Annotated in this window: 15 protein-coding genes; 8 read left to right on the forward strand and 7 right to left on the reverse strand. The window is 42.9% G+C overall.

Annotation, left to right across the window (positions count from 1 at the left end; genetic code table 11):
- Positions 1 to 129 precede the first annotated feature (129 nt).
- From NZ896_04575 to NZ896_04595, 5 genes are all read left to right on the forward strand, one after another.
- Positions 130 to 366 carry a hypothetical protein gene (locus NZ896_04575; protein ID MCS7116729.1) on the forward strand — a complete coding sequence of 79 codons (237 nt, stop codon included), beginning with the start codon at positions 130 to 132 and terminating at the stop codon, positions 364 to 366.
- 190 nt (positions 367 to 556) lie between these two features.
- Entirely contained in the window at positions 557 to 1,705 is a 1,149-nt protein-coding gene (locus NZ896_04580; GenBank protein MCS7116730.1) for an NAD(P)/FAD-dependent oxidoreductase, read from the forward strand.
- A 93-nt stretch (positions 1,706 to 1,798) separates the two neighbouring features.
- Positions 1,799 to 2,611, forward strand: a complete 813-nt coding sequence (locus NZ896_04585) for a slipin family protein (GenBank protein MCS7116731.1) — start codon at positions 1,799 to 1,801, stop codon at positions 2,609 to 2,611.
- 97 nt (positions 2,612 to 2,708) lie between these two features.
- Positions 2,709 to 3,911, forward strand: coding sequence for a nodulation protein NfeD (locus NZ896_04590; GenBank protein ID MCS7116732.1), 1,203 nt, complete (start codon positions 2,709 to 2,711; stop codon positions 3,909 to 3,911).
- A 123-nt stretch (positions 3,912 to 4,034) separates the two neighbouring features.
- Positions 4,035 to 4,694 (forward strand): DUF1847 domain-containing protein, encoded by a 660-nt coding sequence (locus NZ896_04595; GenBank protein ID MCS7116733.1) that lies wholly within the window; start codon positions 4,035 to 4,037, stop codon positions 4,692 to 4,694.
- 68 nt (positions 4,695 to 4,762) lie between these two features.
- On the opposite strand, the gene NZ896_04600 is transcribed toward NZ896_04595, so the two are convergent.
- Together NZ896_04600 and NZ896_04605 are read right to left on the reverse strand one after the other, a co-directional pair.
- A complete protein-coding gene (locus tag NZ896_04600; protein MCS7116734.1) occupies positions 4,763 to 5,197 on the reverse strand; it encodes a HEPN domain-containing protein in 435 nt (144 codons plus the stop codon).
- On the reverse strand, positions 5,184 to 5,927 hold the full coding sequence (locus tag NZ896_04605) for a nucleotidyltransferase domain-containing protein (GenBank protein ID MCS7116735.1): 744 nt from the start codon (positions 5,925 to 5,927) through the stop codon (positions 5,184 to 5,186). Before NZ896_04605 ends, NZ896_04600 begins: the two co-directional genes overlap by 14 nt.
- A 530-nt stretch (positions 5,928 to 6,457) precedes the next feature.
- Between NZ896_04605 and NZ896_04610 the strand changes: the two genes are divergently transcribed.
- On the forward strand, positions 6,458 to 6,832 hold the full coding sequence (locus tag NZ896_04610) for a helix-turn-helix domain-containing protein (protein MCS7116736.1): 375 nt from the start codon (positions 6,458 to 6,460) through the stop codon (positions 6,830 to 6,832).
- Positions 6,833 to 7,006: 174 nt separating this feature from the next.
- Here the strand turns inward: NZ896_04610 and NZ896_04615 are convergent, their stop codons facing one another.
- The 5 genes from NZ896_04615 to NZ896_04635 form a co-directional block, all read right to left on the reverse strand.
- Complete coding sequence (locus tag NZ896_04615) at positions 7,007 to 7,258, reverse strand: 2TM domain-containing protein (protein ID MCS7116737.1); 252 nt, start codon at positions 7,256 to 7,258, stop codon at positions 7,007 to 7,009.
- Between the two features lie 185 nt (positions 7,259 to 7,443).
- Complete coding sequence (locus NZ896_04620) at positions 7,444 to 8,418, reverse strand: electron transfer flavoprotein subunit alpha/FixB family protein (GenBank protein ID MCS7116738.1); 975 nt, start codon at positions 8,416 to 8,418, stop codon at positions 7,444 to 7,446.
- Between the two features lie 4 nt (positions 8,419 to 8,422).
- Entirely contained in the window at positions 8,423 to 9,208 is a 786-nt protein-coding gene (locus NZ896_04625) for an electron transfer flavoprotein subunit beta/FixA family protein (protein ID MCS7116739.1), read from the reverse strand.
- Between the two features lie 15 nt (positions 9,209 to 9,223).
- Positions 9,224 to 11,404, reverse strand: coding sequence for a (Fe-S)-binding protein (locus tag NZ896_04630; protein MCS7116740.1), 2,181 nt, complete (start codon positions 11,402 to 11,404; stop codon positions 9,224 to 9,226).
- Positions 11,405 to 11,460: 56 nt separating this feature from the next.
- Positions 11,461 to 12,696, reverse strand: coding sequence for an acyl-CoA/acyl-ACP dehydrogenase (locus NZ896_04635; GenBank protein ID MCS7116741.1), 1,236 nt, complete (start codon positions 12,694 to 12,696; stop codon positions 11,461 to 11,463).
- A gap of 105 nt (positions 12,697 to 12,801) precedes the next feature.
- Here NZ896_04635 and NZ896_04640 point away from each other — a divergent pair, with 105 nt between their 5' ends.
- On the forward strand, positions 12,802 to 13,920 hold the full coding sequence (locus NZ896_04640; GenBank protein MCS7116742.1) for a 2-oxoacid:acceptor oxidoreductase subunit alpha: 1,119 nt from the start codon (positions 12,802 to 12,804) through the stop codon (positions 13,918 to 13,920).
- Positions 13,917 to 14,101: hypothetical protein (locus NZ896_04645; protein MCS7116743.1), on the forward strand; the 185-nt coding region annotated here is incomplete at its 3' end. The genes NZ896_04640 and NZ896_04645, both read left to right, overlap by 4 nt.

A 14,101-nucleotide genomic window follows, 5' to 3' on the forward strand; every position in this document is an offset into this window, starting at 1 on the left:
ACCTCCGCTATTTGGGTTCTTACTTAATTATCCGACTGGATAATTAGTTGGCAATGGTATCCCTGTTAAAACTCAAGTGGCCATTCCAATAAAGTTTTGTCGATACTTTAACCTTAGGAGGTTTTAAAGATGAAGAGAGTCCGTGGTCGCATCGTAAAGATTGAAAAGGATTCTGCCAAGAATATCACACGAGTGATACTAAATTATGCTGGAAGGGTTAGGTATGCCACCTTTAGAGGTGAGCCTCCAAAATGTTTGAATGTGAATGAATCTTACCGCATTACGGTCGATGATGCCAGATTGAAGTTGATCGAATGTATACTCCTCGATAAGTATGGGAATCTTTTGAAGAGGGTATTTCCATAGAGTTCGATTTATTTGATACAGCGATTATCTAACAGAAGTTAGTGCTTGATCCTTATCGTGATTATGTAATCATCTCTATGCAAAAAGGAAGGCATGCACCCATTTTATCTTTATTTATCTCTATCTATCTCTATCTTTTTGATATTTTACCGATAGCAATATATGATCGATAGCTATGTGAATCTTTGAAATGGCATTAAGTTATTACGATGTTATCGTAGTGGGAGGGGGGCCTGCCGGAGTATCTGCCGCAAAGAGTGCCGCAAAGCATGGAGTTAAGACTTTACTGATCGAGAAGTACCCCACGATCGCATCGAATAAACCGTGTGGTGAAGCGACGAGTCAGGCTACATTCACTACTGCAGGTGTACCCCCTAAGCCGAATATCGTACTCCGTAAGGTGAATGCGATGGTCTATGCTCCAAATATGAATTTTATAGAGATCAGAGAGCTGGGCTTTTCGATAAATAAGTCGATGTTCATTCAGTATATCGCTGCACAGGCTGCTGAAGCTGGTGCCCATATACGTGTTGGAGAGGAGGTTCAAGGGGTCGTTAGAAAGGACTCCACGATGCTCGTAAAGACGAATCGTGGCGAGTATTCCTCAAAGGTTGTGATTGGAGCCGATGGTTATAATTCTACAGTCGCAAGAAGCCTTGGTATTATAGAAAGGTCGGAGCCTATATTTACGTTGCAGTATGTGATGGTGAATTGTAATCTGGATTATCCAAATTCTGCGAGGTTTTATCTCGGTAATGAAGTTGCACCGGGTGGTTACGCGTGGATCTTTCCTAAGGATGACCATATCGCGGGAGTTGGTATAGGTGTAAGAAGGGGTGTTGCAAAGACGTACTTGGATAGATTTGTAAAGATGCATGAAAAGGAGTTGAAGAATGCACAGATCATCGATTATCGAGGCGCAATTGTGCCGATAGGCGGGATGATCGGGCAGAATGTTGTGGATGGTGCGATAATCGTAGGCGATGCGGCTGGGCACGTTATTCCCTTCACAGGTGCAGGGATTCATTCATCGATCGCTGCAGGGCTCGTAGCTGGTGAAGTGGCAGCAAAGGCTGTAGCTGAAGGCGATACTTCCCAAAAGAGGTTGATGGAGTTCAATATAAAGTATGAAGATCCTTGGGGCATGAGAATAAAGAGGAGCTTGAAGGCTATGAGGGCTGTCGAGAAGCTGAGCGATGATGAATTGAATCTGCTTCAAGAGATCCTCGATGATCAAGATGTACTCGATCTGGCAAATGGTCTGAACCTTGGCCGTGTAGCGCTCAAATTACTGAAGCATCCGATTTTGGCTGTAAAGTTGGCTAAAGCTTTGATGTAGCTCCATAATGATTTGATCTTCTCAACCCCATTAAATCATATAACAACATGTAACAAAGTGTATATATCCAAGTGAATCGTGATATGTATTAGGATGTTCGAATCATTTACATCGCTTGGACTTCAACTGGGTACTATACTACCATTAGCCATCCTCATCATCATAATTCTATCGATCATACTACCGATGTCGATCAAGATCGTCAAAGAATACGAGAGGATCGTGGTATTCAGGATGGGGAGGCTCATGGGTGCAAAAGGCCCTGGTCTTCAATTCGTTATACCATTCATCGATAGGGTAAAGTTTGTAGATCTCAGATTGATCACCATGGACGTCCCTAAGCAGAGGATCATCACTCGAGATAACGTTTCGGTAGATGTCGATGCGGTAGTATACTTTAGAGTAGCCGATCCTATAAGTGCGGTGGTGAAGGTGATGGATTATATTGCAGCCGCAAGTCTACTATCACAGACGACGTTGAGAGATGTGATAGGGCAGGTGGAGTTCGATGATCTACTTTCAAAACGTGATGAATTGAATAAAAGAATTCAGACGATATTGGATGAAGTTACAGAGGCTTGGGGGGTTAAGGTCACGGCGGTAGCCCTTAAGGATGCTGTACTCCCTGAAGAGATGCAGAGGGCCATAGCGAAGCAGGCCGAGGCAGAGAGGGAGAAGAGGAGTAGAATCATAATGGCTGAGGGTGAACGTTTAGCGGCGGAGAAGATGGCTGAAGCGGCCGTCTTCTATGCGCAGAACCCATCGGCGATGAGGTTAAGAGAATTACAGACCTGGACCGAGATTTCACGTGAAAAGAACTTGATAGTCGTTACAGAAGGCGGAGGGACATCACTCGGCACATTGTTGGGAATCGTTCGTGAAATTGCTCAACAGAAGACTAAGTGAAAAAACTCGTATATGCATATTATTACTATACCCATTGCTATTCTTAGCGTTAGTTATAATTCAGCCAGCGTTTAGTATAGAAAAACGTGTTTTATTGGTGGAAGTAAAAGATTTTATATCGCCAGCAGTGGCGGAGCATGTAGAATCTGCAATTCATTACGTTAGCTCTAGACCGAGTTTCACCGCTATCATCATCACATTAGATACGTATGGAGGGGCTGCAGACTCGATGGATAAGATCATCGAGCATATACAGGCCTCACCAGTACCTGTAATCGGATTCGTATACCCTGCTGGTAGGAAGGCTCTATCGGCGGGTGTCTTTATCCTGATGGCTACAGATCTCGCAGCTATGGCGCCATACACGACTATAGGCTCATCACAACCGGTCATGGGCACAACACCGATCAACGATACCAAGATCATCAATGCATATGTAAAGAAGATCGAAGTGCTCGCCCAACTTCACGGTAGAAACATTACTCAGGCCAAGCGCTTCATCACCCACAATGATAATTTATCGCCAGAAGAGGCCCTGAATAGGAATGTCATCGAGTTGGTAGCTGGGACGATCGAAGATCTATTAAATAAGGCGGATGGGATGAAGGTGCGTACGTTGAAGGGTGAGAAGGTTTTAGATACCAAGAATGCACGTGTAGAAGTTTATGATCCGAGTATAAGAGTTCAGATTCTAAAGGTACTATCAGACCCTATAATCTCCAGCATCCTGATAGGTGTTGGATTCCTTGCACTGATCTTGGGGCTTTCATCGCCGGGATGGGGGGCGGAGGTTCTAGGAGTAATCCTTTTACTGTTGGGCCTCGTAGGCCAAGGATTGAATGTGAATCTTACAGCTATCGCATTGATGGCGATCGGTGCAGCATTACTCTTATTCGAGATCTATACCCCAGGGTTTGGGATCATAGGCTTAGGAGGTATAATTACATTAGGTATCGGAATGGCGTTGATGATCACCCAACCAGCCCTTCCATCGCTCATAGCTCCCACGTATGTAGATATCTTCATAAAGACGGTCGCGCTGGTTATATCTGCTTTTGGTATATTCTTCGCATTCATACTCTATAAGATCATAGAAGTGAGGAAGAGAAAGGGTGTGTTCGAACCTTATCCAAAGGGTGAAGGGAGGGCTATCGACGATCTTGGGCCGACTACGATAGGTTACGTTATAGTCGAAGGTGAATATTGGAAGGCGAAGTCAAAGATCCCGATAAAGTCGGGTACAAAGGTAAGAGTGGTAGGTGTGGAAGATAAGGTTTTGGTTGTAGAGCCCGTTCAATAGATATCAACAAATCTTATTTTCTCATTAGACATCTAAAAGCGGGATCATCTTAATCCATCTTAATCGATCTTAATCGATGACAATGGTAAAGTATTTAAATAATTGGCCTTGTTAGTTGACATTATGAAAGTTTCAAAGGATATTACACCGATGTGTGCAAAGTGTGGAGTGTACAAATGTCGCAACCCTGAAATGAACGTCGATTATCCAGCATTTTGTCCACATGAAAATTACGCAGATGTGAGAAGGGAAACGATAAGGGAGGGTTGGATGGGTGGGGATGAGAATAAAATGATCAACCGAGCGTGTGAAGATGTGTTAAGGGATGGCAGAGATAAAGATGGGGATTATAAGTGGTGCCGAATCAAGGAGCTCATCGAATTCAGTAAGAGGATGGGTTATAAGAAGCTCGGCCTGGCCTTCTGCGTAGGCTTAAGGGATGAGGCAAGGATTCTCGTAGATATATTAGAGAAGAATGGGTTCGAAGTAGTTTCGATAGCTTGTATGGCAGGTGCTCCAACTCGCAATGAAGTGGGTTATGAAAGCTATCCTTCTGCCAGTAGTGTCATTTGCAATCCGATCATGCAGGCAGAAGTGCTCAATAGAGAAGGTACAGAGCTTAATATAATGCTGGGGCTCTGTATTGGGCATGATATACTCTTCATCAAATATTCAAAAGCTTACGTAACACCATTGGCTGTAAAGGATAGAATCCTAGCGCACAATCCCTTAGGAGCCCTTTATATGAGCCAAGGTTACTATCGGAAGAAGTTGTATCCGTAGGAGTGATGAAGGGCAGAGTGGTTTATTAATCGTTAAAATCTCTGAAGTGTTACTAAAATACTAAAATACTAATCTTTTTTTATCTTAATCTCTTCACTCAATCTTTTACATAATCGGTATGTACGCTCCGCCCTCGATACAGCATCTTCGGCATCTTTCTTATCTATTACTTCATCTGGCGATAGCAATGCCTCTTCACCTCCATAAAAGCTCAACTCTCTCTTCTTAGCCAAGACTTTTGATGAGTAACATAGAAAATCCAACTCAACCTTAAACCATTCTGGGAACCTTTCTTTAACCTCAAGAAGAATATCGGAAACATCGTGAACTTTCGGATACTCAATCCCTACAATCTTTAAAGTTGCTTTCAATGATAACTCTACACATTCTTGGCTCAATCTCACAGCGTACGGATAATTCCCTTCTAAGAGCGCATCCTTTGCATCATTCAATCGGGCTTCCGCCTGACGAAGGTATGAGTTAGCAATTTTAAATAACTTCAACCACTTCTCCCAATTTATAATCAGGCTTTAAATCCCAATACCAACGATCTCTATTGATAAATAATCTTTTTGCACCGACCTTTAAGAGCTTTGCGTGTAAATTTAGTAATAGACCTTCTAAGAATCGATCTTTATCGTAAAGTATTACAGAATCCTCCACCATATCTAAAAATAATAATGGCAACCTTTCAGCCTCATCCTTTCTTAGGGGATAAAAGCTCAAACTCGTATAAATGTTACGATCTCTAAGCCACTTTAATTCATCCCTCATTAAATATTCAACTTTACATAACTCTTCTATTCTCAACGCTAAGCTACCACGGAATGAATCAGATATTAAGAGAATATCTACATCACTAATATTGGATGCTGTACCTCGAGCTACAGAACCATATACAGCAAAGGATTCTAAATCTATAACATTAAGGACTTCACGTAGACAATCCAATATAAGTTTTAAATGACTCTCTAAGATGATTTTATCGAAATTCTTGACAGATCCTGAGGCTAAAAAGATCATATTGTTAGGATCTAAAAGTCTATAGAGCCTAGGCTTTTTACGACTGAAAATTAATAAAAATCTCTTAGAATGGAGTTTACTAAAGGCTACGGATAACTTATTATCATCCCATGATAAAAACTCTTTAGCCTCATTAAATGTGAATAGATTGAGCTTAAACTTTAAGTAAAGCTTTGAATAACACTCACCGAGCCAGGATGGAATCCACACGATAGATTGTTAATCTTAACTATTTATTAACCTTTTTGAGCCGGTTGGAAACAAGTTATTACCTCTTACATGGCTACAGAAGCTTCGATAAATGTAGTTATTGATTTAAGGCAACCATTTGGTTGAGAAGCAATGAAATATTTTAAGCTTCGAATATTTCAAACCTCTATCTTCCTCTCAGATTTAGAAAGATTCCCCGAACGTTATGAAAGCGCTTCCTATGGCATACAGGATGAACTTCCTAAGAGTTTAACATTTCCTATACGATAAACTGCTTAGCGTAGCATATTAACAGACCTTTTACTTCCAAAGGTCTCTTATTCCTCTTGAGTACACCATTCTTCTACTATCTATCAGGGCTTGTAGAGCTAATATAAGGGAAGGTTAGACGGTCTATGATCTATTGTTCATTGTCTATTGAATGGGTGTAATTATTAAGGAATCAAAGACTTCATTGTGACACCATTAGGCCTTCTATACAGTAAAACTTATTTATTATAACGATGTTATTTTTTATCGAAATGGTGTTATTGCCCGCAGAAGTGGAGACACGTATAATGCTTCCAATACTAAGAGCTACTGTAGCAAAGCGATTGATGACCGAGCAACGTATGACCCAGCAACAGGTAGCGAAGATACTCGGATTGACACAGGCAGCAATAAGTAACTATATACGAAATGTGAGGGGGTTGACCTTTGGATTGGAAGATTCTGAAGGTATCAAGGTTGCAACATCATACATCGTAGAAAAACTTTTAGAAGGTACAGATCGGCGCACCATCATATATGCCTTCAACGATGCGGTTCGCTATATCAAGCGTAATAAGATCCTTTGCCACCTTCATAAAAGGCTCGAACCGGAAGTCGATGTAGATAATTGTAGGATATGTTGTGAATTGATGTAGATGATAAAAAGCAGATAAATAGATCGTAGGCGTGTTGGTTACCAATAATTACCAATAACCATGATAGTAGATTAGAATGTGTAGGTGAGTAGGTAAGTATGTGAAATGGCAAGATGCCATGGATCTTAAGAAGTATTCCCCAAATGTATCTCGACCGAAGATAGGTTTAAACCTCTACTTTCTCGCTCGTCTTTCGGCTAACGCTTCTTCCTCTTCCAATTCTTTAGGAAGGTGGACGACTCCTGCATAATAATGGATGGCAATCCCTATACCCCATCCCAATAAGGGATAGAAGAACCAAATTGTTTCAGGTGTATACATTAGATTGATGGTGATGAGCATGATGTTAACAATTATATAAACCATGAGATGAACAGTAAACGCCCTTCTCGCCTTCTCCATTCTTATCTCTCTTAAGGCCTTCAATCCTTCAGTGAAACTTCATTACTGGGCATGTTTCGAGTAACTCCTTACACTATGATTGTTAACAAATTAATAAATAAATTTTCCTTTATGAGTAGTGTGTTTTGTTCCATATATTATCTTCAATATCTTCATTATCTCCATTCACCAATCGATGTGCCAATTGATACCCTCAGATGAGTAGAGACTTACTTAAGGATCTTCTTGAGACTTTCGGTCAGGGCTGGAACCACTTTATAAAGGTCTCCTACGATCCCGTAATCCGATTCAGCGAACATAGGTGCTTCAGGATCCTTGTTTATAGACACGATGAGCCTTGCACCTCTCACACCAGCTACGTGCTGTATAGCTCCTGAGATCCCTACCGTTATGTAAAGATTCGGTTTGATCTTCTTGCCCGAAAGACCTATCCATTCTGGGAACCAACCTCTATCTGCAGCGATGGGCCGAGTACATCCAACCTGACCCTTGAGGACCTCAGCCAACTTCTCCAGTAACTCAAAATCTTCTTTCTGCCTTAATCCACGCCCGCCACAGATTATGACCGATGCCTCCTCGAGCCTCTTACCACCTACAAATTCTTTACTCTTAACCTCCAGTACCTCAATCTTGGAGGGCGAAGTTTCGACCTTCATGGTGATGGTCTGGGCCTTACGCCCCTCGACCTTCTTCTCCTCAAAGATCCTAGGTATGATGGTAGCTATGATGGGTCTCTTAACGATAGAATGTACGGAAGTAACCTTACCGCCGAATACTACACGCTTCATAATCAAATCCCTCTTCTCCACATCGACCTCCAAATCTACACATTCCGATACACATCCCGTTCCGAGCCTTTCGGCGAGTCTCGGGGCCAATTCCTTACCCCTCTTTGTAGCACCTATAAGGACGATCTCAGGCTTTATCTGGTTTATGGCCGCACTTAGGGCATCGGTACAGACTTCTGCAACAAGATTCTTAAGCTGGGGATCTTCTATTATATAGATTTTGTCGGCACCATAACTGGCCAATTCATCAGCTATGACTTCGACCCTTTCACCCAATAGGATCGCTGAGACATCCGTCTGAAGCCTATCTGCCAACTCTCTACCCTTGCTGATCAACTCAAAGAGCGTTTCTCTATCCTCAGAGTAACTCACTATACCTCTGTAACCTTCCTTCATTCTATCACACACCCAGTACCTTTTCTTTTAATAGGTAAGATATAAGTTCTTGAACGGCTTCATCCACGGGCTTATCTTTGATTATTATTCTCTTCCTCTCAACTGTAAATCCCTTAAGTTCTAAGGTGCGAAGAGGTAAGGTCTGCTCGAGCCTATCCTTCGATAAACCCACATCCTCAAGTTTCCATACTGTAAGGGGCTTCTTTGAAGCCTTTAGGATCGCCATCACGCTTGGGATCCTCGGCGTGTTTATCTCACGTGTTACCGTGAGTAAAACGGGCATCGGTGCTCTAACCGTTTGATATACATCTTCCAAGTCCCTTTCAACTATCACATAATTTCCTTCAATCCTAACAATACTTCTTACATAGGTGAGCTGTGGTATCTTGAGCCTTTCGGCCAATCTGGGGCCGACTTGGCCCGTATAGCCATCGATCGTCGCTTCTCCACAAAGGATCATATCGAAGCCATCCATCTTCCGAATCGATGAAGCCAGAACTTCAACGGTTACAGCTGTATCGAACCTCCCCTCCGAAGAGTCCTCTACTAAATATGCCTCATCGGCACCCATAGCTAAAAGCTCTCTCAACCCATCCTTTGCTGTAGGCGGGCCGAAGCACACAACTTTAACAGTTCCACCGTATTTCTCCTTAATACTCACCGCCGCTTCCACAGCATTCTTATCTATATCGCTTACCTTCCTACGCGCACCTTCCAATACAGGCCTTCCTGAACTTATCTTCAACTCGGCCACATCTAAAGCATATTTGGCACATACCACCATCTTCATAAAAATCCCTCCATACTATTCTTCGATCGCCTCATTTAAAACTTCTGCAATATCCTTAATTTTAAGCCTCCCCTCCAAGCCCCTAGTCTTTACAGCATCTTCGAACATCGAGATACAGTAGGGACAAGCTACAGAGATCAAACTAGCATCGGTCCTTTCTACTTCTTTGATCCTTAAAACACTCATCTTCTCTTTCTCTGGAACTTCATACCAAACATTCCCCCCTCCTCCACCACAACAGAAGCTATTTACACCATGCCTCTCGAACTCTTTAACCGTGAGTTTCGGTATCATTCGAAGGATAATCCTTGGAGCATCGTATATCCCATTGTACCTGCCGAGGTAACATGGATCATGGTACAAAGTGTGTTCCTCAATACCCCTAACCAATCTGATCCTCCCCGTCTTTAGAAGGTTGAGAAGGAATTCTGAATGGTGGATAACTTCGAATTCACCACCAAACTCCCGATATTCATTTTTAAATGTGTTGTAGCAGTGGGGGCAGTGTACGATTATCTTCTTCACACCATAACCCTTTAGAACTTCGATATTCGTCAGGACCATTTCCTGAAATCTGCCCTCATCACCTATCCTCCTCAACGTATCTCCACAACACCTCTCTTCCGAACCGAGTACAGCGAAGTCCACTTTAGCCTTGTTCAATATGTTGACCATTGATCTTGCGATCTTCTGATTCCTTTTATCGTAAGATGAAGAGCAACCTACCCAGTAGAGGTATTCGGCATCCGGTTTCTCCTTCAAAGTCTTTACATCGAGGCCCTTCATCCATAGATCTCTATCCGAGATGGGCATGCCGTAAGGATTGAACCTTTCAGCAAAGTTTCTTAATACATCCATCTTTGTAGAATCGATCCTACCCTCATTTACCAAGAACCTCCTCCTTTCGATGAGTGGTTCGAAGTTGTAGATATCGACCGGGCATACCGCTGCACATGCCCCACACGTGGTGCAGGACCATACAGTCTCATCTCTGAGGATTCCATCGAGTAAGAGGATCCTTTCACTCCGTTCAGAAAGGTTTGAGATAAATTTCTTCACATTGCCCCACTTTGATAGAGGTGATAAGAGGACCTTCGTAGAGTTAAGGAAATCTGATATAAAGATCAATTTCAAGCTGCTCTTTAAGTTCAAAACGACCTCCATGGGGGATAGATCTCTACCCGCTGCATAAGCCGGGCATGCATCCTGGCACCTTCCACACCTGACACAAGGCTCTACATTCATCCTCTGCCTCCAGTTCATATCCTTGATACTCTTGATACCGATCTTAACCTCGAAACTACCCGTCTCCAAGAGCTTACGAAGGTCAAAGGGTGTTGAGATCTTCTTCCCGAAGCCGATCGGTTCATCTACAAAGCTATACCTCCTCAGGATCTGGATGGATCCAGTGATGATATGCCAGAGTTTAGTAAAGGGTATGGAGGCGATCAAGATACCTAAGGATAGGCCTGAAAGGGGCCAGAGCACGTAATGGAGGGTCAACCATGAAATGGGCAAGGGTTTAAGTAAAGTGGAGAGAGAGTGGCTTACAAACCAGTACTTGGTGATCGAAGGGTCGACATTAAATGCGATGATCGTCGAAGCTTCGGCTATAAGTTTGGATGTAAACCACAACAGTATAACTGCGTAGCAGAAGGAATCATCGATACTCACCTTTGAATGGATCTTCCCAGCCACTCTTTTGTATAGCATGAAGAGTACATACGAGATTACGATCAAAGCGACAAGGTTACTGGTAAAGCCATAAAGGGAATCGATGAACGTGAACGATTCTATCGAAGCCGTGCTCAGAAAGTAGAAGTCTGCAAATGGTGCGATGAAGAATAGGATATAGGATGGTGTACCTTTAAGTTGTGGTATATGCTCAACTTTAATGTGGTATGCAACTATAAGTGATAGATATGCAATGATGAATATTACCTTAAAAGATCCACTTAATACATCTGATGAACGTAACTTTGCCTTTGTAAAGATGCCTAAAAATAGACCCTTTATAATAGAGAGGACCTTTCTGCTGAATAGAATCGAAGATACCGATCTTATAATACTAACGATGATCTTAAGATCTTCACGGCCTGAAGAGCTGCTGATCCAAGTCCAAACTTTAACCCCTCCACCCAATAAACCGATTACCATACCTATTATGTAGAAGATCGAAAATAATCCAATTTCCATACTACACTTCTCCTAAAATTCCTTTAGGATTAAAAGAAAAAATGGAGAGGTTGCTTTTACTCTTTAAGCTTCTTATAAGCGACGTAATCTGGACCGAGTAACTCTCTCACAAGTACGACCCTTTGAATATTGGTAGTACCTTCTGCACCTATGCAGTAAGACATGACACCCCTCCACCCCATCTCTACCGGACACTCTTTAGTATAACCGTAGGCACCGTGCCATATCATTACTTTTTCACAAGCCTTAAGGGCTAGTGGAGGAGCCTTTAACTTACACATCGATATATACTTAGCAACTTCTCTTGCCGAGAACTTCCCTTCTTTATACTTTAAGTCGTTCATCCAAGCGGTTCTATACACAAGTGATCTAGTAGCCTCCATCTCGGTCCATAGATCTGCTAGCTCGAAGCTTATACCTTCAAACTTGCCAATGGGCCATCCGAAGGCCTTTCTCTGCTTGATATAATCGATCCCTATCTCCAACACCCTTTGAGTCACTCCTACAGCACTCGCAGCTATTATGAGTCTGGCATTATCGAAGCCCTCCATCGTATAGTAGAATCCTTTACCCTCCTCTCCAAGCCTATATTCATCGGGGAGTCTTACATCCTCCATCTTGAAACCTCCCGTGGATATGGCCATTCTGCCACAATCGTCGAAGCGCTTCGTAATTTCAACACCCGGTGCATCGAAGGGAAGGAAGAATGCGGTCATACCTTTATGGGGAGCTTCTGGCGGGGCTGGTGAAGTTCTAGCCAAAATCCAATAACCCCCACCATACTTCTTACATTCTTCAGTCCCACTGATGTACATCTTTTCACCATTTATGATCCATTCATTACCACTCTTTTTGGCTGTAGTTTTGAAGGCTGCTACATCCGATCCTCCACCAGGCTCCGTAGTCGCTATACCTAAGAATTTCTCACCTCTAATGGCTGGTTTAACGTACTTTTCTCTCACTTCTTCAGAGCAGTATTTATCGATGCTGAAGCCCCAGGCACCTTCAACTACGATGAAGGCTGCAGCGGTGGCGATGGTTATATCGGCATAGCCGATCTCCTCACCGATTATGCAGTGGGTGACCCAATCGACACCGGCACCACCATGCTCTTTAGGGACTGTTGGAAGTAAAACGCCGAGCTCTGCCAGACCCTTCCAGATTTCTCTGGGAATTTCACCTTTAGTATCCATCTCTCTAACTTTCTCCAACGTCAGATTCTTCTCACACCACTCTCTGACAGCCTTTCTTATCAACTCTTGTTCTTCGGTAAATGAGAAATCTATCGGCATAGGTTATTTTTCGTAAAAATATTATATAAAGATTCCTTATTAAGAGTAATGATTTTAATCAGTATAAAGATAAATAGGACAATTGAGCGAATATTCTTCGAAAAATTGAAGAATGTTCATTTTTGGGAAGGTAATGTAGCCTGTGCAGAGGGTGCATTGGTCGCTGGTTGTAGATTCTTCGCTGGATATCCTATAACACCACAATCCGAAATTTTGGACAGATTGGCCCTACGAATGCCGGAAGTGGGTGGAGTATTCCTTCAGATGGAGGATGAAATAGCAGCGATCAACGCTGTGATAGGAGCGGCCTGGGCTGGAGCGAAGGCCATGACCGCTACGAGTGGGCCCGGATTCAACCTTATGCAAGAAGGGATAGGTTACGCGATAATGACCGAAACCCCTTGTGTAATTGTGAATGTGCAGAGGGCAGGTCCGGCCACGGGCCAGGCGACACGTTGTGCCCAGGGTGACTTTATGCAAGCGAGATGGGGCAGGCATGGTGATCAAATGCTGATAGTCTTAGCCCCGAATTCTCCTCAAGAAATGTTCGATCTAACTATAGATGCCTTTAACTTGGCTGAGGAGTACCGTACACCCGTTATAGTACTTTCGGATGAATTTGTAGCACATATGCAAGAGGGTGTAAAGGTACCTTCTGAAGTTAACATAGTAAATAGAAGAAAGTTAAAGGATAAAAGTGAGCCGCCCTTTGGAGGCGCACTCGTACCGCCGATGGCTTCGCTCGGTGACGATTTTAATATCCTTGTAACGGGCTCGACTCACGATGAATATGGCTACAGAAGGACCCTAGATCATATCGTGCATGACCGTCTGGTAAGGCGTTTGGTAGATAAGATTCTATTGAATGCTGAGAAGATCAAGAGGGTAGAAGTTCAGAACCTGGATGATGCAGATGTAGGTATAGTCTCTTATGGAGGTACATCAAGGAGTGTCTACGAAGCATCCGATTATGCAAAAGAGAGAGGTATTACAGTGGGCCACGTAAGGTTAAAGACCTTATGGCCCCCTCCAGAAAGGGAGATCAGGGCTTTGGCCGAGAGGACAAAGGTAATAATAGTGCCTGAAATGAGTCTAGGGCAACTTTCATTGGAGGTTGAAAGGATCGTCGGAGGAATTGCTAAAGTAGTTTTATTGAGTAAGATTGGTGGCCTACCGATAACGCCACAAGAAATCCTTTCGAAGATATTCGAGGTGTTAAGATGAGTTTAAAACATTTTGCTAGAAAGTATCTACGTGAAGGGGCCTTACCGACTACATTCTGCGCCGGTTGTGGGCTCGGCATTATAATGAATTGTTTCTTGAAGGCTGTGGAGGAGCTCGGCCATTCGAACTTGGATGATTTCATATTCTGTAGTGGTATTGGGTGCACAGCATGGATACCATC

It is taken from the genome of Nitrososphaerales archaeon (assembly GCA_025058425.1).
Taxonomy (GTDB): Archaea; Thermoproteota; Nitrososphaeria; order Nitrososphaerales; family JANXEG01; genus JANXEG01.

Coding starts and splice junctions, on each gene's coding strand:
- NZ896_04635 (MCS7116741.1), bottom strand. CDS start 12,696: ATGCCGATAGATTTCTCATTTACCGAAGAACAAGAGTTGATAAGAAAG.
- NZ896_04580 (MCS7116730.1), top strand. CDS start 557: ATGGCATTAAGTTATTACGATGTTATCGTAGTGGGAGGGGGGCCTGCC.
- NZ896_04620 (MCS7116738.1), bottom strand. CDS start 8,418: ATGAAGGAAGGTTACAGAGGTATAGTGAGTTACTCTGAGGATAGAGAA.
- NZ896_04575 (MCS7116729.1), top strand. CDS start 130: ATGAAGAGAGTCCGTGGTCGCATCGTAAAGATTGAAAAGGATTCTGCC.
- NZ896_04630 (MCS7116740.1), bottom strand. CDS start 11,404: ATGGAAATTGGATTATTTTCGATCTTCTACATAATAGGTATGGTAATC.
- NZ896_04595 (MCS7116733.1), top strand. CDS start 4,035: ATGAAAGTTTCAAAGGATATTACACCGATGTGTGCAAAGTGTGGAGTG.
- NZ896_04625 (MCS7116739.1), bottom strand. CDS start 9,208: ATGAAGATGGTGGTATGTGCCAAATATGCTTTAGATGTGGCCGAGTTG.
- NZ896_04585 (MCS7116731.1), top strand. CDS start 1,799: ATGTTCGAATCATTTACATCGCTTGGACTTCAACTGGGTACTATACTA.